Genomic DNA, 22,600 nt, shown 5'->3' with positions numbered 1-22,600 from the left:
CTTATCGGATAATAACCAGTTTGCATAGTATCGAAGAAGAGTCTTCTTCAGGTATTTTTATAAAGTAAACTCCAGGATTCAAACTCTTTACGTCTAACCATCCATTTTGGAGGTTTCGATCTATTATCAACCGGCCATGTCCATCCAGCAATTGCATTCTGCCTGAATAATCTTCAGCATTCATTTTTATTTGAGTTCGTTCAGAAGCCGGATTTGGTTGAGCTGATAAATTTCTTTCAATCGGTTGTTTTCTAAAAACAGCTCTTCTTAAATTGCTTTCGAGTGTTTCATCATGTATTTCCAGAAACAATGCGTTACGGGCCAAATAAACAGCATCTCCATAAAGTAGTGAATGTGAATAAGCTATTTCAATGAGCAATGAACTATCTGCGTTACTCAGCAAAGAATCGTACACAATTTTTGTCAGGTAGAGTGTATAAAAATTTGTAAGGAAGGTTTCCTGGTCATTGGTATCTTCAATACCTGCCAGTAATGCAGCAGCAACAGCAAACTCACCTTGTGTAATTAAAAGCGCAACGGAATCGTATTTCTCAATATTGCTTTGACTCATCGCATTGTAAAAATCGATAAACGATTCATCCGTTTCATCATCCATATACATAAGTGAAGTATCCCGTTTCAGTGTTTTATGGGTAATCATTTTTGCACTATAGCTAAAACTAGGCTGATAGTTCTCCTCATAGCGGGCGGAGTCGCCAATAACATATCCGAATGTCTGGTTGCGTGAGGCTACATTTTGAATAATGGGGCAATCGATCGGAGGATTTCCGGGTGAATTTATTATTGTTGCGTTTACACTACCACTAGGCAATGGTGAAAATTCGGCAGGTGTAGGTTGATAATACCATCGAATCGGAAGATTACTTAGAGTAAGACCATTCACCCTGTTAAGTACAGGACTTACATTTCTGTCCGTCCATCCATTGTCATCGGTTCTGTCGGGGTCACCTTGAGTGCCAATTTCTGCCCAGTCTAAATTTACGCCATTGTCGCAGTTTGTAAATTGATTGGTAGATAAGGCCACCTGACCGTTATTGTCCCAAAAACTTAATCCGTAGCCTAAATTCTCTGTAATATTTTGGCTGCCAATACAAGGATTAATATTTCGGTCGAACTTCATACCAATGAGGTTAGCACCATAACCTTGATTAATATTTTGGTGCTCCAAAATTAAATTCCCTGCTACTCTTGGTGCAATACAGTTTTGTGCCCAGATACCAATGCTATGCGGTTTAGACACCTGTGCTGCTCTGAAATAATAAATATTGTTGTTTTGGATGATAGGTTGATAAATATTAGAGGTGAAAATCCCTATTCTTGGTTCAATTTCAGCTTCATCATTTATTTGTCCAATTTCATTGTTGTAAATATTAATTGGAGGAACTTCTGATTGACCAATAAAAGATGGTGGTACATAACTATTCGACATATGAATAGCTGTACCCTGAAAAGAATTCACTACACTCCAATTTGGGATATAGGCGTTGAAAAAATTATTAAATCCTATATGATAGATACCATCCGGATGAATCCCAAAACTCCTGATGCCAACATAGTAATCATAAAACTCATTTCCGCGAGTGATGTAAGCAGATTTTTTATTACTACCATGTGTCCATATTCCATAATTTACAAGTCGTTCATTGGTACTACCACTACCAAACACATTATTAAACACCTTCAGATTCATCTCTCCAACTGAAACAATGCCATTAACAGATGAAGTAAAAATATTTTTATGCGATGCCGGTGCTCCTGCATTGAAATTCTTGCAGCCGATTATCGTTTTACGATCGTTGTAATCGCTGGCGGAGTAGGAATAAATGCAGGATCCTTTATGTTTTTCTTCTGCCGACGTTCCATCAACATCATAATTTATATTGCTGAATGTATTATTATAACACTCAAAACCGGCATTGTACCCCATAATACCATAGCTCGCATTGGAAAAAGTATTCGCCGAAACACTTGAGTGCATGGAACTGTCCCCAATCACAACACGTTCTACATCACGTAAGCGGATTCCGGCCAGTTTTTGGATGCCGGTATAAGGGGCTAACAAGGCGCCTGTTTTTGAAAAACTGCAACTTCTAATATAGTTTTTTTGAGAAAAGGCATTCACCCCATTGCCAGATCTGTCCTGGCTCATGGATTTATTATACTTCTCCATGAGCACATCCACATAATTATTATCAAAATCACACTTTTCAATCATAAATGGTGAATCCCTTCGTAGCACAACGGCATTTCTGGCGTGGCGTATGATCGTGCGTGTGGAGATATAATCTGTTATTTCAATTTCAGGCTCTTTTATCGCCTGGTTGGTAATATCTGAATAGACACCATCCCACATGGTGGTGCCATTGCAGGATTCAACCAGGCAGCCTTTGAATACCAGTTTTACTCTGCCTCTTATTTTTATTTTACCATTTTCTCCCAATCGGAGCGTACATTTCTGTAGAACCAGCGTTTCTAAGTTGTTGGATCCTCGATTAGCATTCCTGATCCAAAATTCACCGTTGATGCAGATACTATAGGCAGGATCATCTTGAGTTATTGTGACGGTAGTTGCATCGCCATTTGAAGGAAATACAGTAAAATCATTCCCTAATGCCATCGCCTGATCTATTAACTCACCCTCATCAGCATAATTGTTAACAGGTTCATTCACGACAACATGAGGAGTAGGACTTAATGCAATTGCACTGGAGCAACTGCAGCAAGCTACTACATTTACAACTACTTCATCCCAGATGGGGCAATCTTCGGAGCTAATTGTACCATTGTCCGTCCATACTTCCACCCTATATGTCCAATTGCCAACTCCGGGATTCGGAACGTTAAAATCAGAAAGTTGACCGGTTGCGATTTCTGTATTGTCTTGAAGTAACCTGTAATGAAATAGACTATTGTCAACAAAAGCATAAGTAGTTATCGCTCGCAAATCAAAATCTACATTATTGTCACAAACCGTGAAATCATCACCTAAATCAACACTAGAAGGCCCTCTGTCAAAAGTGATCAAATTACTACTTGCCCAGCATTGACCATCAAATACAAAAACCTGATAGGCTTGTGTAGTCAGGTTTTCATTATCCAATACTATACTTTGTTGAAAAGGATTATTATCGAGTATATGTTTATCAGGAACCCACAGGTAGGAATAAGTAGCAGTGCTGGTAGTATTGATATCAGCAGTTAAAGTGATATCCTGATCTGCTAAACAAGGAATGTTATTTCCTGAAGTAATAGCTGCAGTTACACTCATTGCCGGATAAATAATTAAATTTACAGGATCGGATGTGACACTGCCATCATTGGCGAAAAGGGTATATGTACCCGGATCCAGGTTAGTAGGAAGATTGAAGAGTGAATCAGAAATGCTATTAGAATAAACGGTTGTAGATCCTTGTTTTACCTCCAATGTAATAGTTGAATTAAAATTTGCTCCTTGAACCAGTACAGAGGTAGTTGTCCCTTTACAGATTTCATCATCGGTTAAACGCAGTGTGATTGTACCGGGATTTCTGTAGATGATTCGGGTAAGCGAGTAAGGTGGAATGGAGACATGATTAGGAATGGCAATTGGAATTTCTCCTGAAGTATACAATCTATCTTGCTTAAGGCTGCCAACAGGTAAAATATCAATGGAACCTATCCCTGCTGTGGGATCTATCGCTTTTAATTGAACTATGCTCTGAGGGCAATTGGATGAAGTTGAAAAAATGCCGAGGCTACAAGCATCTGATATATCGTATTCAAGATTGCCCAAATTTAAGATGATGGCTTCAAAGCCTTCCTCTTTTTCAAATGACCATCCGTATAAATTCAGCAAATTAATACTCGTAGTCAAACTTCCATTTGCTTCATAGTAGCTTATATTTCCTATATCAGTCGCATCACCACTAAAGTCAATCCGATGGGCTACCACATTTGCACCTTTCATAGCCAGTGCGATCTCGTTTTGTGCGGCACCGGAAGCTGTAAAGCCATACTTTGTTGTTAGAAAGGTTGCTGGATTTCCAATATTAAAGGGAAGTTGTCCTGCTGTAAGATTTGAGAATCCATGATCAGATTCAAAAATATTTCCATATACCGCGTCAGACGTCATTGCATGTGAGCTCAGATGAGTAATTAGCGGTGATTCCAAATACTTCAATGTTTGAATCGCATTGAACAATCCATGCGCCCATGTTCCTACATTACTACTGGCATCATCATTCATATTGTATTCGGTGAGCCAGACTTCTAAAGGCGGATTCAAACTTAAAGCTGTACTTCTGTCATTAACAGCCTTCAGTTCATTTGCAATGAGATCATCTCCTTTATTAAAAGGCTTAATAAACATTTTGCCAATGTTTGCATTCCCAAATGTGGATAGTACCGGTTCATTTAGTCCGCTGGAATAATATTCATGAATGGTGATGGCATCAGGACGGTGTGTTACATTATGGATATTTGAGAGAATAGTTTCCAACCAGAGTGATCTACGTCCGGCTGAGTTTTCACTGAATGATGATCCAACAACTGCCACCTGAATAGCTGCGAAAGGTACAATGCTTTTTAAAGCATCTGTATATGCATTAGCATAGTTAATGTAATCGAAGGAAGAAGGAAAAACTTCTTTGTATTGCTCGTCATTTAAATAAAATTCATTCCCAAGTTCTACATACCTGACCGGTAGATTCAACTCATGCGCTCTGTAAAGGCTGGCCAGTTCGTAGTTAAAGCCTGATGTCAGATTGTTGAATTGGAAAATGGGTCGCCCGGCAACCGCATCATTACATATTTTAAAATACTGCATCTCATTTACAAAAGTTCCATCGGGAAGTAAATCAGGAAACGGTTTTTTATTCGATCGTTTCAGGTAAAACCAATCATTGGGCAGTTCATTTTCCGGAATAAACCATCCTGTTCGCCAATCCCAGTAATTACCATTGGTTCCGCCATTATGCCGAATGCTGCTGATTCCATTATGCAATAAAACAGCGTTGGAAGAAAGATCAGACCAATATTGTCCTTCATCTAATACACTGGAACCATTGTATCCAAAATAATCTTCAGAGATGATATGATTCCACGATGGATCAGAAGAACTAATATTCAAGGCAGGATTGATGGGAATAATGCCAGGTTGACCCAGCGCCGGAGTTAAGCCCCAAGTAAAAGCTTCATAGTAATTCGTCAGCGTAAGACTCTTGACTTTTCCTGACATCACATTTCCGGTGATACCTTCTTTACCTACATTTTTCCAGGCTGATCCGTTCCATGCAGCTACAATTAAACCTGTTGTATCGTATAAACCGCAGGCAATACTGTCCCAGTAAAGCGACACATTTACATTACTAGAGCCTGTTGTGCGGGTTAAATTCCAATAACTACATGTATTTAATAAACGAATGGTGGTATCTGCTGCACTACCATAGGGTTGTCCTTCCAGATAGAAACGGGCGGTGAATGCATCCGTAGTTTGAGTTGGTGCTGAAATTTCAATGGGGTTCCATTGCCCCTGATCTCCCACTGGAAAAACAAATCCCGTATTCCCGATTTTTTTCACGGGTCCGTCAATATGGCTCACGATACTGCCACCATTTACAATTGCCGGTGCTTTTAATGTGATAAGCGAATCGGTACTTAGTATTCCTCCGTTAAGGGTGAGTACACTATCGATGGTAATTTGTCGGTTGGTGGTGAGCAGGCCGCCCGGTTTTGTTAACATGAATTTCTGAGCAGAAATGATGGCTGCTGTGGTCAGGGCCTGATCTTCGCCTCCGTTAAATTGCAGAAGTCCGCTGCCTGAACTGAAGCCCACTTTTGAATTGTTAGTGGTCACATCTCCGCCAAAAGTACTGGTATCGGCAAAGGCCACCTGAATATAGCCTGTGCTGGTATTAAAAGTCACATCTTCCGCGTACACATCACCCGTCTGCAATGCCATGCGCAGTATACCTGATCCGGTAGTATTGTTGTTGATGGTGGTGGTTCCATAAAACACATTACCGCCTTCCCAATGATTGGTAGCATTACCGGTTTTAGTGAAAGTGGCTGCATTGTAAAAAGTACTGGTCTTCACCAACAGACTCGGGGTGGAAACAGTAATTGCCCCGGTAATTGAACAGCCCTGCATACTTAATGTACTGGTGCCGGTAGTGACGATGGATTGGGTGGTTGAATCGGATTGCACAATATTTTTAAGTGTAATCACTCCGGCTGTCAATCCACTGCTTCCTGCTGAAAGTGTCTTCCCCGCACCGATGATAGCAGCAGCATTGGTTCCTGCACAAAAGCTAAGGCCGCCATTGCCGGTGCAATTAATAAATACATTTCCATTGTACCTGCTGGTATCGCCATACGACAATTGCAAGGCATACACGCCGGAACTGATAAAAGTAACCTTGTCGTTAAAGATATCACCGGTAGTTTCTCCCATACGGAGATAGGTAGCCCCCGAGTTTTTAATAGTTACTGAATCATTAAAAACACAGCCGCCCGCACCCCAACCGCTGGCCCCTCCGTTTTGCTCGAAGGAACCGGTCTGGTCAAATGTACCGCCGGAAAACTTTATTTGTCCTACCACAACATCTAAGGTACAATTAAAATCGGTTCCTTGAAAATATACGTATGTGCCCCGTAATTTTAATGACTCTCCTATGACATCACCCCCGTTAAAGCTGGCTCTTTGGGTCACATAAAGTTGGTTGGTGTCTAAATCGATAGTACTTCCATTCTGAACAATCCTGTTCACAGTTCGATCCTGATCCAGTTCAAGATTCGGTTTTCCGGAATTGATGGTGATGGTGTCGTTAGCCCCGGGAGTACCATTGGGTGACCAGTTGGTGGTTGTGGCCCAGTTATTATTAGTCGTTCCGTTCCAGGAGTAGTTGCCCGCGAATAATGAAGCATAAAAGAACAACAAAAGAATTACACAAGCAAGAAATTTCAAAGCACTTTGGAACAAGGTCTTTTTTAAGAAAGAGACGAAATGATTCATGGGTTAAATGTTTTTGATGGGTGATATCAATTACGTATTAGAACATACAATTACAAACTAATGATGATAATCAACTGACGACCTCCATTGAGAGCCGGCCAACTATTCAATTTCCTGAAACCCATCTCACGTCTTGGGAAGGCATTAACTCAATTCCTAACAAAGGCAAACTCATCCCCCCATCCACCATCACTCCTTTGCAAACGCACACGTCCAAACTGAAGATCGCTGACAGGATAAGAGCCAAGCGAAAGAATCAATTTAAAACCATCTCTCATCCATACATATCCCGCAGGCAATGATCCGGTAACATCATAACTAAAAGTATAATTCGCCAAGTCGTGGCCACCATCGGTACTGCCTAACTTTACTTCTATGGCTGCAATGTTATTGGTATCCGGTAAAGTGATATGCATGAAACCTTTTACATTATTACCGGTATCAGGTGAAATCAGCACATACGCATCAGAAGGTGTTTGTCCCTGTAAAAGGAGTGTCGTTGCCGAGAGAAATACTGTTAAAAGACCATGGTGAAAGTGTTGAGTTTTCATGGGTAATAAAGTTTAGATTGAATCAAAAGTAGAATTAAATTTCGAATAACAAAATATTTTTAATGTTAAGTTTTAAAGGATAAATGATAAATCAGCGGTTTTCGGATTGGTTTTGGAGTTCAAATCCCGATTTTCATAGAACCCAACAGTAATAACAAATTGACAGTTGCATCCAAACTTGATTGGCCACAGACTTGTCCGCCGTAGCTTTAGCGAAGGAGCGATGTATTATGCTTGCCCTCCGTAGCTTACGCCATCGCTTACTGTGTGCGCCAAAGCTTGCTCCGTCGCTAAAGCTTTGGCGCACAAAGTCAGCGAAGGAGGGATGATTATGATTAACTTAAGATAAGTCTTTCGACCTCTTCGGACTTCGTAGCTTTCGCAAAATAGTCCATCGCGCGACATAGAGATCAAACCTGTCTCCCGCCAAATTGAATAGCCTATCATCCCATCTTCAAATCATCAAATCGCGAGGCTTCGCGATCAAATCATCAAATCATCAATGGTCAACGAATCAAATAGTACTTGTACCAAAGGAAGAACATCCTTTCATTCGCATCCTGGAGATGATCGTCTTGGCATCTTCTCTTAACAAATTGCCGGAAGAACAGTGACAGAAAGGGCAACTCATTGCTTCGCCATTGGTATCAATATATAATGCCCGGTTGCCAGATGTAAAGCATCCGCTTCTGCGTTGATAATAGCCGTGGTAAACGATGATGGGATAGTTCTTATACTGTACGTCTCTGTTGTACTTCAGGTAAAAAGATTCAAGTTGGCGAATATGATGCTCTTGAAGTAGCACATCTTTTCCGGAATAATTTCCTACAGCTTTGGGCTCCAGGATTTGAACAAAGGAAACATCTAGCTGTCTTGCTAATTCGAGATAGTTATGCAGATGCTCCTCTGTACAGAATGCTCTCGTTGTACAAACCGAAAGAGCTACCGGCATGTCCAGTGCGCGGGCAAAATGTATGGTTTGTGTTGCTTGTTCGAAAGAACCTGAATGTTTCCTGAAACGATCATGTTCTTCCGGTAAATAATGATCAATACTTACAGCAAAACCGCACACTCCGGACTCTTTTAGAAGTGCTATGTTCTCAGCCGTACCATTAAAACCGGAAGTCAAGACCCAGATATCAAGGACAGAGGAAAACTCCTTTGCCAGTTGAACGATCTCTTTTACCCGGAGTAAGGGCTCTCCTCCACTCAGATGCAGTTGCGTTATTCCCGCATCGATTAACTTCAAAACAATATTTCTTAAATCCGCATACGACAATACTTCCTTCTGGTTAATATTATCCCATTCAAAACAATGCTCACAGCGTAGCGCACATTTTTTTGTGATCGCCAAAAACGCAAACCGCAACTGCAGTGTGTCCGGTTGATCCAGTCGGTCCATCTCCTGTTGCATCATGCGTTGAAGAGACGCTGATGGATAGCCGGCAGCATACAGGTAGAAATAGTTTTTCCCTGAAGCATGGACCCATTTTCTAAATGCCGTTGGTCCGTGTATTTGTATGTTCTTCTTTTTTAGGTTGCGTATGACTGCAACTGCCTTTCTGCTGAAACCATACCGTTGCAGTACCATCTTTGCGAATTGAAGGCGGAATTTTCTTTTCAACAGAAAAAGGTTCCAGCCATGTACATGGTGTTGACCTGATGGAATCCGGAACGGCTCAGTGGATACTTTATCAGCTATAACATCTGAAACGGATTGTTGCAGCTCGCTTTTTTCAATGACCATGGTCGACTCTTGTTGCTCGTTAACGGACATTTGCAATGCTTTCATGGTGATTGGCCTCCATTTGCTTATACAATAGATGCATAAATTTATTGAATGCGGCCGGAGCTTTAAAAGATTCCAGTAACTTCCGATCAGGGATACCGGTATATTCTCTTACATGTTCGTAGTAGCCATTGCTGTGTAAATACACATCGTAGTGAGCTCCTTTCTTTAACGCGGGCAATTGATAGGTGAGTACACATTCCTGTCCCGGCAGTGGTTGTACGAGATAGTCCTGATCTGCTTTCAACAACTGCTTTGTACAATTTATATTATCCTGATCTATGGCACTTTCCGGATTCAATTGATGATAAACCACAGGTTGTTGCTCTGAATAATCCATTGAGACCTCGTCCAATTCCCAATTGAGGAATCCACAACTTATTTTTACCTCTACCGTATTCCCTTTATGTGTTTTCAAATCAAGGGGACACAAAATGTGCGCAAGGCCATGGGTCCGGAAGTGGGTATTTGCTCCAGTAATTCCCATGTTGTACCTGTCTTGATATAAACGGAAAGTGGAATGCCGTTATCCGCAGACCATTTCATTAACTTTTCGCGGGAAGAGGCACGTTGCTTTTCTACAAACGTGGGATAGTAGCTTCCAAACAATTCGGTGAACTTGGTAAAGGCGAAATCAAGCCACCATGAATTTTTTGCTTTTAGTATCAGTCTGCCGGAAGTAACCGCATCCGGCTTCGCGAAAAGACAAGTGGAGATCATTCTGCAAGTCCGCCTTAGATTCATCGTTGAACAGACAGAAAGAACTATCCAGGGAGGTGACGGAAGAGGTAACATTCTCCCTTTCATTCAACATCGCTTTCCGGGGAAGGACCGGCTGATCCAGCGTAAACAGGTGACCTTTCGAATCTATCACTGTTTCTTTATTATCCACACGTTCGGCTACAATCAATTGCGCCAGATCGGTATACTGTACTTCCTTCAGCTCGTTTGCAATTTTAATTTTTAAAGTGGCAGTAGTATCAGAGCCGGTACAGAGCCGCATATAATCATCCCGCTGAAGGGGCTTGAAAATAGCACCGCCATACATCTCCCCGATAAACGTATATCCATTACCGTTATCAACATAAACAAAAGGACAGGAAGATTTCGTAAGTAAAATAATTACTGATATAATGGCCAGCAGGCCAACTGTAATTCCAATCGCACCAAATACATAGCTGGCGATAGTTCTTCCATAATCCGGTTGAACGATATCCATACGAACCAGAGAGGTAAGTGGTATGGTAATCTCGCCATCTTCATTTGCTTTAACATTGTTTTGAATAAACAAATGGACTTCATCAAGTACCTGGCGTTCTTTTCGTGATTTATATCTACCCTTTGCATAGGAGGGACTACTGTAGAGCATATGATACTGAGCCAATGGAAGCAATTTCGCTTTCATGAAATTGTTCGTACTGTCAATGCTGATATCCGTAATATGATAATTCGTTTCAGCTGTATGCAATATAATGTACTTGTTCAGCTTTTGATACGATTGTATTTTTTCCTTGCTCAAGGAAGCCGTTAGTTCATCAATACTCCGGACTTTGTAATAATTGCAACCAATACTTAAATTAAGAATTGCAGCAATCAAAAACAGTGATACCGGAATCCTGACTTTTCTAAGGAATGTATTCATGAGTTGTTGAATTGAATGATGGATCTATCTGAACAATCGCATTTTTGATCATTTCCAAAAAGGATATTAAGTCTTCAAATAATAATTGTTGGATCATTTCAATAGCGTAAGGCTGAACTCAAAATAAATTCATTTTGCAAAATTTATTGGTTTGAACAGCATGATCTACTCAAACCGGGTTAATTCTTCAATCCATTATCCCCGAAAAATAAGAAATATTCGAAACATTTCATAAAATAACACAAGAAAGCCGTGGAACACCTCTGTGTGGGGCGTCCACGGCTCTTTTAAAACTGAAAAGTAATCTAACCTAACTACTGCCTCAACAATCTATATCCGGAACGCCGGCCTTCGTTGCCGATAATTTCTATCATATATAACCCTACAGGTAATTGGTCTACAGGAAGTGCTATACTGTACATATTTTCTCCTCTTAAGGACCATACTTCCTTGCCTAAGCTATTTAAAATTCTTACGCCCTCAAGCCCAATTTCAGGACTGGTAATTACCGCTTCATTATGCGCAGGGTTAGGGAATAATTTCAATCCGGGGATGGGCTTGGGGTCATTAATTCCTTGGAACAAGCTCTGTATGAAATAGGTATCCACAAGGAAGGTGTCCACCTGAATGGCTTGTGCACTATGCGGCCAAACCACCACCACATTATTTCCGGGACGAAAAACCGTGCTGTCGAAAATATAACCGTTAGGCGGGGAGAAGACAATGGTATCACCCGGTAAGATTAAAACGGATGTACTTTGGTTGAAATATAAATAGGAGAACGTCCCGCTATCTGTTTGCAGGATGATTTGCAACGGACCCTGATATGCCGCGGTGCCTATATTCTCCACGACGGCACTGACCGCCACATTTTGATTGTTATATACTGTATCCGGCCAGTTGTTAAGTGCACTCACCCTCAAATGAGGAAGCTGTGCCATAACCTGTCCTGACAGTAGGATCAGCCCTAAGCAAATGAGATTCAGCAGACGTTTCATAATTGGTTTTGTAAAGTATAAATCAAAACTAAGGACAAGATATGGTATGTGAAAACAATTTTTTTTAATATCTTACGCGTCCAAACTAAGGAAGATGGATCATTTAGCCAAACTGGTAAAATCCTTGAACAAGGAAGAGGTTCGCTTTTACAAGCTGTTTGCCGCGCGTACACAACAAGCCTTCGATCGAAAGGATGTTCGGTTCTTCGACTTTTTACGTCTTCAGAAAAGCCCGGAACAGGAGGAACTCTTTCTGCAAAAACTCTATCCGGTGGAGTCTAAAAATGTCTGGTATCGATTGCGCAACCGCTTGCTCTCCGATATAAATAAATCCCTTTCCGTACTGCATTATGAGGAAGATGATTTTATACATGCCAGTCAAATGCTGGCCCTATACAAGCATTTCTTCGGACGCAATCTCCTCGAGGAATCGCGCTATTACCTGCGTCGTGCTGAACGCAGTGCCGGGTCCATCGAGAACTATGAATTGCTGGATATTATTTACGGGGAGTACATCCGCCTCTCGCATGAATCTTTACAAATCAACCCGGAAGTCTATATTGAAAAACGGCAGGAAAACCGGCGGCGACTGGAAGACCTCCGTGCCATCGATGACCTGCTGGCAGTAGTGACCTTTCGTCTGAAAACCACACAAAATTTTTCTCACGACACCAACCCGCTCCTGGATCTGCTGAAGCAATCCACTGATGATTTTATCAAGAACCGTGATCTTAAAAACAGTCCTTTACTCCGTTTTCGTATCTACCGAGCCGTTAGTCAGGTATTGCTGCAACGCCACGAGTATAAACCTCTCGAACAGTACCTGCTCAAAACCTACAAGGAATTCGAAAAAGACAAGTTGTTTAATCGTGGCAATCATGATACCAAACTTCAGATGCTCACTTATATTGTAAACACCCTGTTTAAGACGGATAAGTTGCGGCAAAGTCTGCAATGGGCAGAACGTTTGAAAACGGCGATGGATGAATTCAATCAGCTCTTGTTCGATAAGTACTTTTTCTTTTATTACAATGCACTGGTGATAAATTACTCCGTGCTGGAACCCGAAAAGGCCATCTCCATTCTGGAGGATTTGAAAGATCAGACGCGTATCAAGGCCAATGATTATTACCATTGGTTCGTGTACCTGAATCTGGCTGTCCTCCACTTCGACCAGCAACAGTATAAGGAGGCGATCCGGCATTTCGGGAAATTAGCCTTGCTGGACGGATTTAAGAGCGCGGATCCTTCCCTTCGCTTAAAGATTTCTGTGGGTGAATTGCTCAACAGATATGAATTGCAACAAAGCGACGTGATTGAATATAAGATGACACGCCTTAAAAAGGAATATAAAAATCTTCTACTGCAGGAAAGCCATCGGGAAGAAAAGGAAATTCTGGACATCCTCCGTAAAATGCTCAATACGGCAGACTATAAAAACGAACCCAAACTGCTCGAAAAGATGAAGTCATTTGTGGACTGGACACGTAATAATTCCCGTGAAGATGCTGTCATCATCGATTACGGAAACTGGGTCAATTCCAAACTCCCCAAATCCATAAAAACCTGATTTTTTCAAACTACTTCTTCAAGAATCACCTATATATATTTGATAATGTTATATTTAAATTAAATTCTTTAATAATGTCTCCGTGAACCTCTGTGCCTCTGTATCTCCGTGGTAAAATCAGAAGTTTTCTATTGAAGTCGACAATTTCTAAAATTGAACACGTAATATTTTATTAAAAAGCCTTTTACCGGTACGTAACAGAACGGTACTTTTGTTTCGTTGACAGTCCAAAACACGCATTTATTATGAAAACTAAAAATTTACTCCTGCTGATTGCCCTGATGGTATCCGGCTTTTGGCAAAATGCTTCGGCACAATGCACTGCTTCATTTACAATGACGCAGCAAACCGCCACAACGGTTGCTTTCACGAATACAAGTACAGGAACCTTTGCAAATGTAAGCTGGTACTTTGGGGATGGAAGCACCTCCACTGCTGCTAATCCAACACATACTTATGCACCCGGAATTTACGGTGTATGTTTAACGATCTGGGATAGCCTTAACGGATGTCAGTCCTATATGTGTGACACATTGGTCATCGCCAATACCAGCGGTTGCCAGGCTTATTTTTCACCAAATAATTTAAGTAACAATATGATCTATTTCGACAATTTGTCGGTAGGTGCGAATGCTACTTTTTTCTGGAATTTTGATGACGGGAACACCTCTACTCTTGCAAATCCCATTCACACCTTTCAGCAACCCGGCTCCTATACAGTTTGTTTAACAATTACTACAGGGACCGGTTGTACTGACACGTATTGCGGAGGAGTTTTTATACAGAACGGATCTCCTTGTGTTGCAGATTATAACTTTACCTTTCAATCAGGATCTACCGTAGCATTTACCAATTCAAGTAGCGGAAATTACGCGAATATGTTCTGGGATTTCGGAGATGGCACCTTTTCTTCGTCTTCAAATCCGACACATACATTTGGTCCGGGAATTTGGATGACCTGTTTAACAATTTCTGATAGTCTGAATGGTTGCCAGTCGACCTATTGCGATTCGATCACCATAAACAGTTCGGGCACTTGGGTGGCCGGTTTCGTTCCCAATATTCAGGGAAATAATGTGCAATTCATCAATACTTCAACTGGTCTTACCCCACAAGTATTCTGGGACTTTGGCGATGGAACTACTTCTACGCTTACCAGTCCATCACATCAGTTTTCACAACCCGGAATTTATACGGTTTGCTTAACAGTGAGTGATACTTCAGGTAACTGCAATGACACGTACTGTACCCAAATTGTTATTCAGGGAACAGGTAATTGCAATGCAGGATTTACTGCGATTGACAGTTCAGGAATGACATGGTTCCAACCTACTTCCTATAATCCCAACTATTATTATTTCTGGAATTTCGGTGATGGCAATTCTTCCACACAACCTTATCCTATTCATCAATACAATACCATTGGCACCTTCCTGGTTTGTCTTACTGTAATTGATTCTGCGAATAATTGTTTCGATACATATTGTGATTCGGTTTCAAATCTTCCTCCTACAGGTTGTCAGGCAGGATTTTCTTACCAGCAAAGCAATGGAACCGGATATTTCTACGGTTATAACCTTGGTTCAGGAAGCATACAATCCTATTCCTGGGATTTTGGTGATGGAACCAGCGGTACCGGAGAGTTTCCTTCACATGTATATGCTTCTCCCGGCACCTATACGGTTTGTCTTACCATCGTGACTTATAACAACTGCATTGATACAGTTTGTAATATCGTTACTATCACAGGAAGCGCAAATTGCAATGCCAGCTTTACCTATCAGTCATTCAATGGTACCGGTACCTTCATAGGTTCTGCAACCGGCGGAAATGTAACCTCATGGGCCTGGTATTTCAGTGATGGCACAACAGCTACAGGGCAAAATCCGGTTCATACCTTCCCGAGCTCCGGTTACTGGACCGCTTGCTTATTTATTACCACCGCAAACGGTTGTACAGATTCTACATGTCAGCAAGTTTATATTGCAGGACCCATCAGTGCCTGTCAACCTTACTTTACTTCTAATTTAGGAGCTAACAATACCGTGTATTTCACCGATCAATCTGTAGGTAATCCAACAAATTATTACTGGAATTTTGGTGATGGTTCAGCGAATTCTACGCAGATGAATCCGGTTCATCAATATGCACAAAACGGTACTTATCTCGTCTGTCTTACCATTACTGATTCAGCTTTCGGCTGCACGGCTACTTACTGCGATTCTGTAACCATTGGAAATATAATTGGTAACTGCAATGCGCAATTCCAGTATTTCGATAGCCTGAACACCTTCTATTTCTTTTCGAATGGTAGTCCTAACTATAATTACTACTGGACATTCGGAGATGGAATGATCAGCTATGCAGCGAACCCATCTCATATATACAGTAACCCGGGAGGCTATGCGGTATGTTTAACTATCTATGACAGTCTGAATAACTGCTCCGATACCTGGTGCGATTCCATCTTTATCGGAAGTGGGGCAGGATGTCAGGCGTACTTCTCTTATTCAGTGGATACAACCACTTTTGCTACTGCTTTCACGAATCTTTCGCAGGGAAATTACACCAATGTTACGTGGTCATTCGGTGATGGAACTTCTTCCAACTCCTTTAACCCGAATCATACTTATACCTCTTCGGGCACGTATATCGTTTGCCTCACCGTCTTTAATAACAACGGTTGTCAGTCTTCCTATTGTGATTCCATAGTGATTGGATCGGGGGTTAACTGCATTCCGCAATTCTATGCCGTTCCTGATTCTGTCTTTGGCAATGGCAATGTCACTTTCTATGTATTTAATTCCTGCAACGGATGGCAATATATATGGGACTTTGGTGACAGCACTAACGGTAGCGGCGTTGGGCCCTTTATCCACCAATACAATGCTACCGGCTGGTATTATGTATGTGTTACGGCCTTTGATAGTTTCGGAAATACCATTACCTGGTGCGATAGTGTGTACGCCTTCCGTTTGGGTGGCACAACCGGATTGTCCGATCCCGGCAATGCGATTCCCACTACCATCTTCCCGAATCCTTCCAGCGGTCCGATCACAGTACGCTTCAACTTACAAGCCGCCACATCTCTTAACATTGACATTCTGAGTATACAGGGTCATTTGATCCACCACATAGAACAGGACTATCCCTCAGGCCTATCCGAAATACGCCTTGACCCGTCTATGTGGGATGCCGGAATGTATATACTCCGCCTACGAACTGCTGAACAACAAACCAATTCTCGTTTTATCATTCAGCATTAAAATCCACGTTGACCGGAAAGCGGATGGCCGTCTCTATTATGGGGCGGCCATTTTTTTTGCCACCGGCAACTCCCGTAAACTGCTGTTATTGTAAACATTCGCCGTAGAAGCAGCAGATTGACTAAAATCCTTTTACTTTGCAGGACCATCACTTCCATGCTCTCCGTCATCATCATCACTTTTAATGAAGAACAAAACATTCGTCGCTGTATTCAAAGCGTACAGGGACTTGGTGATGAAATTCTGGTTGTGGATTCCGGCTCTACGGATGCCACAGTAGCCATTGCGAAGGAGATGGGCGCTCTTGTTATTCAGCAGGATTTTTTAGGATACATTGAACAGAAGAAATTCGCCACTGCTTCTGCTAAAAACGATTGGATACTTTGCCTCGATGCCGATGAAGCATTGAGTCCGGAGTTGAAAATCTCCCTCTCTGCTATTATCAGCGACCCGAAAGCCAGGGGATATACCATGAATCGTCTCACGAATTACTGTGGTACATGGGTACGCTATGGTGGATGGTACCCCGATACCAAATTACGTTTTTACCATAGAGGATATGGCACCTGGACAGGAGTAAATCCACACGACCGCTTTCTGTTAAACGACAAACTTCCTGCTATACATATCAACGGCGACATCCTGCATTATTCTTACAATAGCATTTCCGACCATTTGAAGCAGATTGATCGTTTCAGCAGTATAGGTGCTACGGCACTCTTTCAAAAAGGACAACGTTCCGGCATCCTGAAAATGATTTATAAACCCATTGCCCGGTTTATCCGCAACTATATTTTGCGCAGAGGATTTATGGATGGCATGACCGGATTTGTTATTGGAGTCAATAGTGCACATGCCGTCTTCCTGAAATATCTCCGCCTTTATTATCTTCAAAAAGGGAAATCGATATGAAAATTCTGCATGTGTCAACACCCATGTCGTGGCGAGGTGGAGAACAGCAGGCAGCCTTTCTGATGATGGCATTGAAGTCCGCCGGCATTGAAGTCGCTGTGGTTTGTCCTGCCGGTTCTGTTTTAGCAGGAAAGATGGAGAATGCCCGCATTCCGGTATTTACCTATTCCAAACGTGGGGTACTGGATCTCCTACTGGCAAAAAAAATAGCTTCCATGTGCAGCGAAAATAATTTCGACATCATTCATACACACGATTCCCACGCGCATAGTGCAGCGGTTCTGTCTGCAACCATTTTCGGTAATGCGAAACCGATAGTTGTCAGCAGAAGGGTTGATTTTCCGGTTTCGAATCACCTGTTCTCCTCCTGGAAATACAATCATGCCTCGGTAAAAAAGATTATTTCCGTTTCAGAGATGATTCAAAAAATTACCGCACCTGCCATAAAAGATAAATCAAAGCTCTGCGTGATACATTCCGGCATAGCGGTAAACGCTTATGATTTTATTCCGGAAGAAAACCTTTTGCGGAAAGAACTTTCCATAAAGCCGGAAGAAAAAATCATTGGCAATTTTAGCGCTTTGGCCGATCATAAAGACTACCCTACTTTCCTGGAAGTAGCCCGGTTGCTCCTGGAAGCCGGACATCCCTTTCATTTCGTTATTGCCGGAGATGGAGCTGAGGAACATAGGATAAAATCCTTTATCAGCAAGCATCAGTTGCAAAGTAGAATTCACCTGTTGGGTTTCAGAAAAGATATTCCGGCGCTGATGAAATCGCTCGATCTCTTCCTGATCACCTCACGAACCGAGGGCTTGGGAACCATTGTACTGGAAGCTTTTGCTGCCGGCGTGCCTGTAGTAGCAACTGCCGCCGGTGGAATTCCGGAACTGGTGGAAGATCAAAAAACCGGATTACTGGCGGGTATTGGTCATTTAGATGCACTGAAGAACGCTGTACTTCGTATTTTTGCAGATCCTGAACAGCGAAACACTCTGGTGAACAATGCCCGTCAAAAAGTGAATACTTTTTCATTTCAGGCGACGGCAGAGAAAACGCGAAAGGTCTATGAAGAAGTATTGAGATCCTGAAGTGGCTATTACCAACGAAAATATCCGACATATCGTAGAGTCATTACCCGAAACACCGGGAGTGTATCAATTTTATACGAATGAGATGGCGTTGCTTTACATTGGCAAGGCAAAAAACCTCAAGCGAAGGGTCAGCAGTTATTTTAATAAATCGCATGATAGTTCCCGCATCACGATGATGGTGCGACAAATTGCCGACATCAAAACCATCCTCGTAGAAACGGAGTACGATGCTTTGCTTTTAGAAAATAATCTCATTAAAAAACTCCAGCCACGGTACAATGTCAGCTTAAAGGATGATAAAACGTATCCATGGATTGTTATTAAGAAAGAAGATTTTCCACGTGTATTTTACTCCCGCAGACATATCAAGGACGGCTCCACCTATTACGGTCCCTATGCATCGGTGTACATGATTAACACCATGCTGGAACTGATTAATACCCTATACAAGCTACGCACCTGTAACCTGGTGCTTTCTCCGGCCAATATTGCCAAAAAAAAATTCAGGGTCTGTCTTGAATTTCACGTCGGTAATTGCTTTGGACCCTGTGAAGGATTGCAATCGAAAGCCGATTATGATACGTCCATAGATGGCATTAAGGATATTCTCAAGGGAAACATCAATAACGTCATTCGGCATCTGGAAGATTTAATGAAGAAGCAGGCCGCCGCCTTTGAGTTTGAAGGGGCACAGATGAGTAAGGAAAAGATAGAAATTCTTGAAAAATATAAGGGAAGAAGTGTAATTGTACACCCTACCATCAACAATGTAGATGTCTTCTCGTATGTCGATGAAAATAATTCAGCGTTTGTCAATTATATGAAAGTGATGAGTGGCGCCGTGGTGCAGTCGTTTACGCTGGAGATGAAAAAGAAGCTGGAAGAAAGTCCGGCAGAATTACTGAGTCTGGCGATAGCGGAACTGCGTCAACGTTATCAAAGTGATGCCAAGGAAATCATTGCACCTTTTGAACCGGAGCAAGAGATTCCCGGCGTAGAAACTGTAGTGCCTAAAATTGGTGACAAGAAAAAACTACTGGAGTTATCAGAGAAGAATGTCCGCTACTTCATGAAAGACAAACTGGAACAAGCAGACAAACTCAATCCTGAACATCGCATCGACCGTCTCATGACGCAGATGCAAAAAGACCTTCGTTTACCTGTGAAGCCGCATCATATTGAATGTTTTGATAATTCAAATTTTCAGGGTGATTATGCCGTCGCTGCTATGAGTGTGTTCAAAAACGGCCGACCTTCCAAAAGTGATTACAGGCATTTCGATATTAAAACCGTCACCGGACCGGATGATTTCGCTTCGATGGAAGAAGTAGTATTCCGCCGATACAAAAGGCTGCTGGATGAAGAGAAGCCCTTACCACAGCTCATCGTTATTGACGGAGGGAAGGGACAATTATCGGCCGCATTGACGAGTTTGGAGAAACTGGAGTTAAGAGGTAAAATCAGCATCATCGGAATAGCGAAGAAGCTGGAAGAAATTTACTATCCCGGCGATCCACTGCCCTTATATCTGGATAAGAAAAGTGAGACCTTAAAGATCATACAGCAATTGCGGGATGAAGTTCATCGGTTTGGAATAACGCATCACCGCAACAAACGCAGTAAAGGTCTGATTAAAACCGAGCTTTCTGAAATCAAAGGAATTGGTGCCGCAACAGGTGAGACTTTACTCAAACACTTCCGCTCTGTAAAAAGAATCCGTGAAGCAAAGCTGGACGAACTCACCGCCATCATCGGAACGGCGAAAGCGAAAATTGTATATAACTACTTCGCTGAAGCTACGTAGTCCAAGGGACTACTTCGCAAAAGCTATGAAACCATAAGAACAACTTCGTTAAAGGTTCATTAATGCATAGGATTGATTTTAATTTCCCATCGTACTTTTTAAAAGATGAATAGCCTAATAAAAACATACTGCGTCTCTCATTTTCTCTGCGGCTCCGCTCCCGATAGTTATCGGGATCTGCGAGACACCCTTGAAATTTAGGATTATAATATAGTCGTTACGTTGTAAATAGAGCATGGTCTTTAGAAATTACCTTGAGATAGTAAGTACCTGCCATTTAATAAAATTTGGTATTGATAATTTAGACCCACAAGGTTTCACGCAGAGACACAGAGACGCAGAGAGAGACGCAAAGACTCCTTCGCTAAAGCTTCGGAGTCCGAAGAAGGGAGGCGCAGATTCGAAAACTTCCTCGCTACAAGATCACAATTCTCATAAATATTAATATCAAAACATATCAATTTATCTCAATATATCTCAACGTATCTCAATGTATTTCAATGTATCCCAATGTATCCCAATGTATCTCAACGTACATCAATGTTTAATACCCAAACTATCTAACTCTTCAACGGTAATAGTTGGCGGCATTATGCCATTTTGGATTTTCATTAACATGAGGCTTCCCACTTTTTCAGCATCTTCTTTTGATGAAAAACCGGATGTTCCGCTCACGGCGGGAATATGAGGTTGGTGAATGGTCACCTTTCCACCATTTAAAAGATCATAACCAAATCCACCTGTGCCATCCTTGTTCTCAAACACATCGATTGAAAAATCATTACTTCCGGCAAGGGGATCAGCAATATTATCTGCTGCTGTAGTAGCTGTAACTCCCTGTTGATCGGTTGACATTTGTGCACCGGGCAACGAATCAGTAGGTAGTTCTGTTGCTTGTCTCGACTCAGGACTTGAGCAGGAAACCAACAACCAGAGGGCGGAAAAACAGAAGACGAGTCTGCACATCTTACATCTTTGATAATTCATTCTTCAAAAAATCGATGACGTTCACTTCTGTCGCATCAATATTTTTAATTTCTGCAATGTACCAGGTCACCCAATCGCCAAGATGTAACAGGTACAACGAACGTTGCAATTGGCTATTTCCTTTTCCTTGCATTTCGATATAACCTGCGCCATGTTTCTTCACTACATCGCGTGAAATCTCCATACGCTTTTGCGTCCGGTTATAATCATCTTCACAACGGAACATAAGGACCACTGCTTCGGGATGTGGCTCTGTCCAGCCTACCAATTCATTGTGATTCATCTCGGGCAGAACATGATGCCAACACAACATTTTACTGTTTTCATTGATCTGCTGACGGAAACGCACGGCAACACCTTCGTAGCGGGCTTCACAATAGATGATCGGTAATTTCCCGACAAGTTTCTCGGCAATACTTCTCGCTTCCTTCTTAATGGATTCTTCTTCTTTATCTAACAAAGCCACGCAATCTTTCAAGTCCTGACGGAAACTATCGTCGATGAGTTGATGGAATTGGAGGATATAAGGTATCTGCGTAAAAGAATATCCGAAGCAAGCCCGAGGAGGCATACCACCCGGAATGGTCACCAGGTCGAGACCTTTTTCCTTCGCAATCGCACCGATTTTTCCACCTGAAGTGACGCAGGTAATCTTTGCACCTTTCGCCATTGCAGCATCGAGTGCTTGCAGGGTTTCTTCGGTATTTCCGGAGTAAGAAGAAACGATTACCAAAGTATGTTGATCCACAAATCCCGGCAGGAAATAATCTTTATTCACCAGCAAAGGGACTTTCATGCCTTTATCGGTCACTTGTGCAACGATGGTTCCACCAATACCCGAACCACCCAGGCCGGTGACCAATACGTTACGAATCGGATGCGCTGACTTTGTATGTTGGGCAGTACTGCCTATTTCCATGGCTTCACGCACATGCTGAGTAAATGCGGCTACTAAATCTTTCATTAACATATCAC

14 protein-coding genes are annotated in these 22,600 nt (G+C 42.0%); 5 read left to right on the top strand and 9 right to left on the bottom strand.

The features are described from left to right. Position 1: 1 nt before the first annotated feature. From IPJ86_15270 to IPJ86_15240, 7 genes are all read right to left on the bottom strand, one after another. Positions 2 to 7,012 (bottom strand): T9SS type A sorting domain-containing protein, encoded by a 7,011-nt coding sequence (locus IPJ86_15270; protein ID MBK7888583.1) that lies wholly within the window; start codon positions 7,010 to 7,012, stop codon positions 2 to 4. Positions 7,013 to 7,161: 149 nt separating this feature from the next. Next, complete coding sequence (locus tag IPJ86_15265; GenBank protein ID MBK7888582.1) at positions 7,162 to 7,563, bottom strand: hypothetical protein; 402 nt, start codon at positions 7,561 to 7,563, stop codon at positions 7,162 to 7,164. Positions 7,564 to 8,077: 514 nt separating this feature from the next. Continuing rightward, positions 8,078 to 9,355, bottom strand: coding sequence for a radical SAM protein (locus IPJ86_15260; protein ID MBK7888581.1), 1,278 nt, complete (start codon positions 9,353 to 9,355; stop codon positions 8,078 to 8,080). Continuing rightward, the gene (locus IPJ86_15255) at positions 9,330 to 9,770 is read right to left on the bottom strand and encodes a hypothetical protein (GenBank protein MBK7888580.1); all 441 of its coding nucleotides are present in this window, start codon (positions 9,768 to 9,770) and stop codon (positions 9,330 to 9,332) included. Before IPJ86_15255 ends, IPJ86_15260 begins: the two co-directional genes overlap by 26 nt. After that, positions 9,767 to 9,961 carry a hypothetical protein gene (locus IPJ86_15250; GenBank protein MBK7888579.1) on the bottom strand — a complete coding sequence of 65 codons (195 nt, stop codon included), beginning with the start codon at positions 9,959 to 9,961 and terminating at the stop codon, positions 9,767 to 9,769. The genes IPJ86_15255 and IPJ86_15250 overlap by 4 nt, the downstream gene beginning before the upstream one ends. 25 nt (positions 9,962 to 9,986) lie before the next feature. Next, complete coding sequence (locus IPJ86_15245) at positions 9,987 to 10,994, bottom strand: hypothetical protein (protein MBK7888578.1); 1,008 nt, start codon at positions 10,992 to 10,994, stop codon at positions 9,987 to 9,989. Between the two features lie 314 nt (positions 10,995 to 11,308). Continuing rightward, positions 11,309 to 11,992: a T9SS type A sorting domain-containing protein gene (locus IPJ86_15240; protein ID MBK7888577.1), complete on the bottom strand. Its 684-nt coding sequence runs from the start codon at positions 11,990 to 11,992 to the stop codon at positions 11,309 to 11,311. A 94-nt stretch (positions 11,993 to 12,086) separates the two neighbouring features. On the opposite strand from IPJ86_15240, the gene IPJ86_15235 reads away from it, so the two are divergent. From IPJ86_15235 to uvrC, 5 genes are all read left to right on the top strand, one after another. After that, a complete protein-coding gene (locus tag IPJ86_15235) occupies positions 12,087 to 13,562 on the top strand; it encodes a hypothetical protein (protein ID MBK7888576.1) in 1,476 nt (491 codons plus the stop codon). A 245-nt stretch (positions 13,563 to 13,807) separates the two neighbouring features. Continuing rightward, positions 13,808 to 16,828, top strand: a complete 3,021-nt coding sequence (locus IPJ86_15230; GenBank protein ID MBK7888575.1) for a PKD domain-containing protein — start codon at positions 13,808 to 13,810, stop codon at positions 16,826 to 16,828. A gap of 156 nt (positions 16,829 to 16,984) precedes the next feature. Then, positions 16,985 to 17,740 carry a glycosyltransferase family 2 protein gene (locus IPJ86_15225; protein MBK7888574.1) on the top strand — a complete coding sequence of 252 codons (756 nt, stop codon included), beginning with the start codon at positions 16,985 to 16,987 and terminating at the stop codon, positions 17,738 to 17,740. After that, complete coding sequence (locus IPJ86_15220) at positions 17,737 to 18,831, top strand: glycosyltransferase family 4 protein (GenBank protein MBK7888573.1); 1,095 nt, start codon at positions 17,737 to 17,739, stop codon at positions 18,829 to 18,831. Before IPJ86_15225 ends, IPJ86_15220 begins: the two co-directional genes overlap by 4 nt. Positions 18,832 to 18,838: 7 nt before the next feature. Then, positions 18,839 to 20,638: an excinuclease ABC subunit UvrC gene (gene uvrC / locus IPJ86_15215; protein ID MBK7888572.1), complete on the top strand. Its 1,800-nt coding sequence runs from the start codon at positions 18,839 to 18,841 to the stop codon at positions 20,636 to 20,638. Between the two features lie 537 nt (positions 20,639 to 21,175). Here the strand turns inward: uvrC and IPJ86_15210 are convergent. Then, positions 21,176 to 21,604, bottom strand: a complete 429-nt coding sequence (locus tag IPJ86_15210; GenBank protein MBK7888571.1) for a DUF4907 domain-containing protein — start codon at positions 21,602 to 21,604, stop codon at positions 21,176 to 21,178. A 1-nt stretch (position 21,605) separates the two neighbouring features. Then, positions 21,606 to 22,595, bottom strand: coding sequence for a bifunctional phosphoglucose/phosphomannose isomerase (locus IPJ86_15205; GenBank protein MBK7888570.1), 990 nt, complete (start codon positions 22,593 to 22,595; stop codon positions 21,606 to 21,608). Positions 22,596 to 22,600: the final 5 nt, after the last annotated feature.

The organism is Bacteroidota bacterium (genome assembly GCA_016713925.1).
Lineage (GTDB): Bacteria > Bacteroidota > Bacteroidia > AKYH767-A > OLB10 > JAJTFW01.
This window is presented reverse-complemented; position numbering and strand designations above follow the sequence as displayed.

Coding starts and splice junctions, on each gene's coding strand:
- IPJ86_15270 (MBK7888583.1), bottom strand. CDS start 7,012: ATGAATCATTTCGTCTCTTTCTTAAAAAAGACCTTGTTCCAAAGTGCT.
- IPJ86_15265 (MBK7888582.1), bottom strand. CDS start 7,563: ATGAAAACTCAACACTTTCACCATGGTCTTTTAACAGTATTTCTCTCG.
- IPJ86_15260 (MBK7888581.1), bottom strand. CDS start 9,355: ATGAAAGCATTGCAAATGTCCGTTAACGAGCAACAAGAGTCGACCATG.
- IPJ86_15245 (MBK7888578.1), bottom strand. CDS start 10,994: ATGAATACATTCCTTAGAAAAGTCAGGATTCCGGTATCACTGTTTTTG.
- IPJ86_15240 (MBK7888577.1), bottom strand. CDS start 11,992: ATGAAACGTCTGCTGAATCTCATTTGCTTAGGGCTGATCCTACTGTCA.
- IPJ86_15235 (MBK7888576.1), top strand. CDS start 12,087: ATGGATCATTTAGCCAAACTGGTAAAATCCTTGAACAAGGAAGAGGTT.
- IPJ86_15230 (MBK7888575.1), top strand. CDS start 13,808: ATGAAAACTAAAAATTTACTCCTGCTGATTGCCCTGATGGTATCCGGC.
- IPJ86_15225 (MBK7888574.1), top strand. CDS start 16,985: ATGCTCTCCGTCATCATCATCACTTTTAATGAAGAACAAAACATTCGT.
- IPJ86_15220 (MBK7888573.1), top strand. CDS start 17,737: ATGAAAATTCTGCATGTGTCAACACCCATGTCGTGGCGAGGTGGAGAA.
- IPJ86_15210 (MBK7888571.1), bottom strand. CDS start 21,604: ATGTGCAGACTCGTCTTCTGTTTTTCCGCCCTCTGGTTGTTGGTTTCC.
- IPJ86_15205 (MBK7888570.1), bottom strand. CDS start 22,595: ATGTTAATGAAAGATTTAGTAGCCGCATTTACTCAGCATGTGCGTGAA.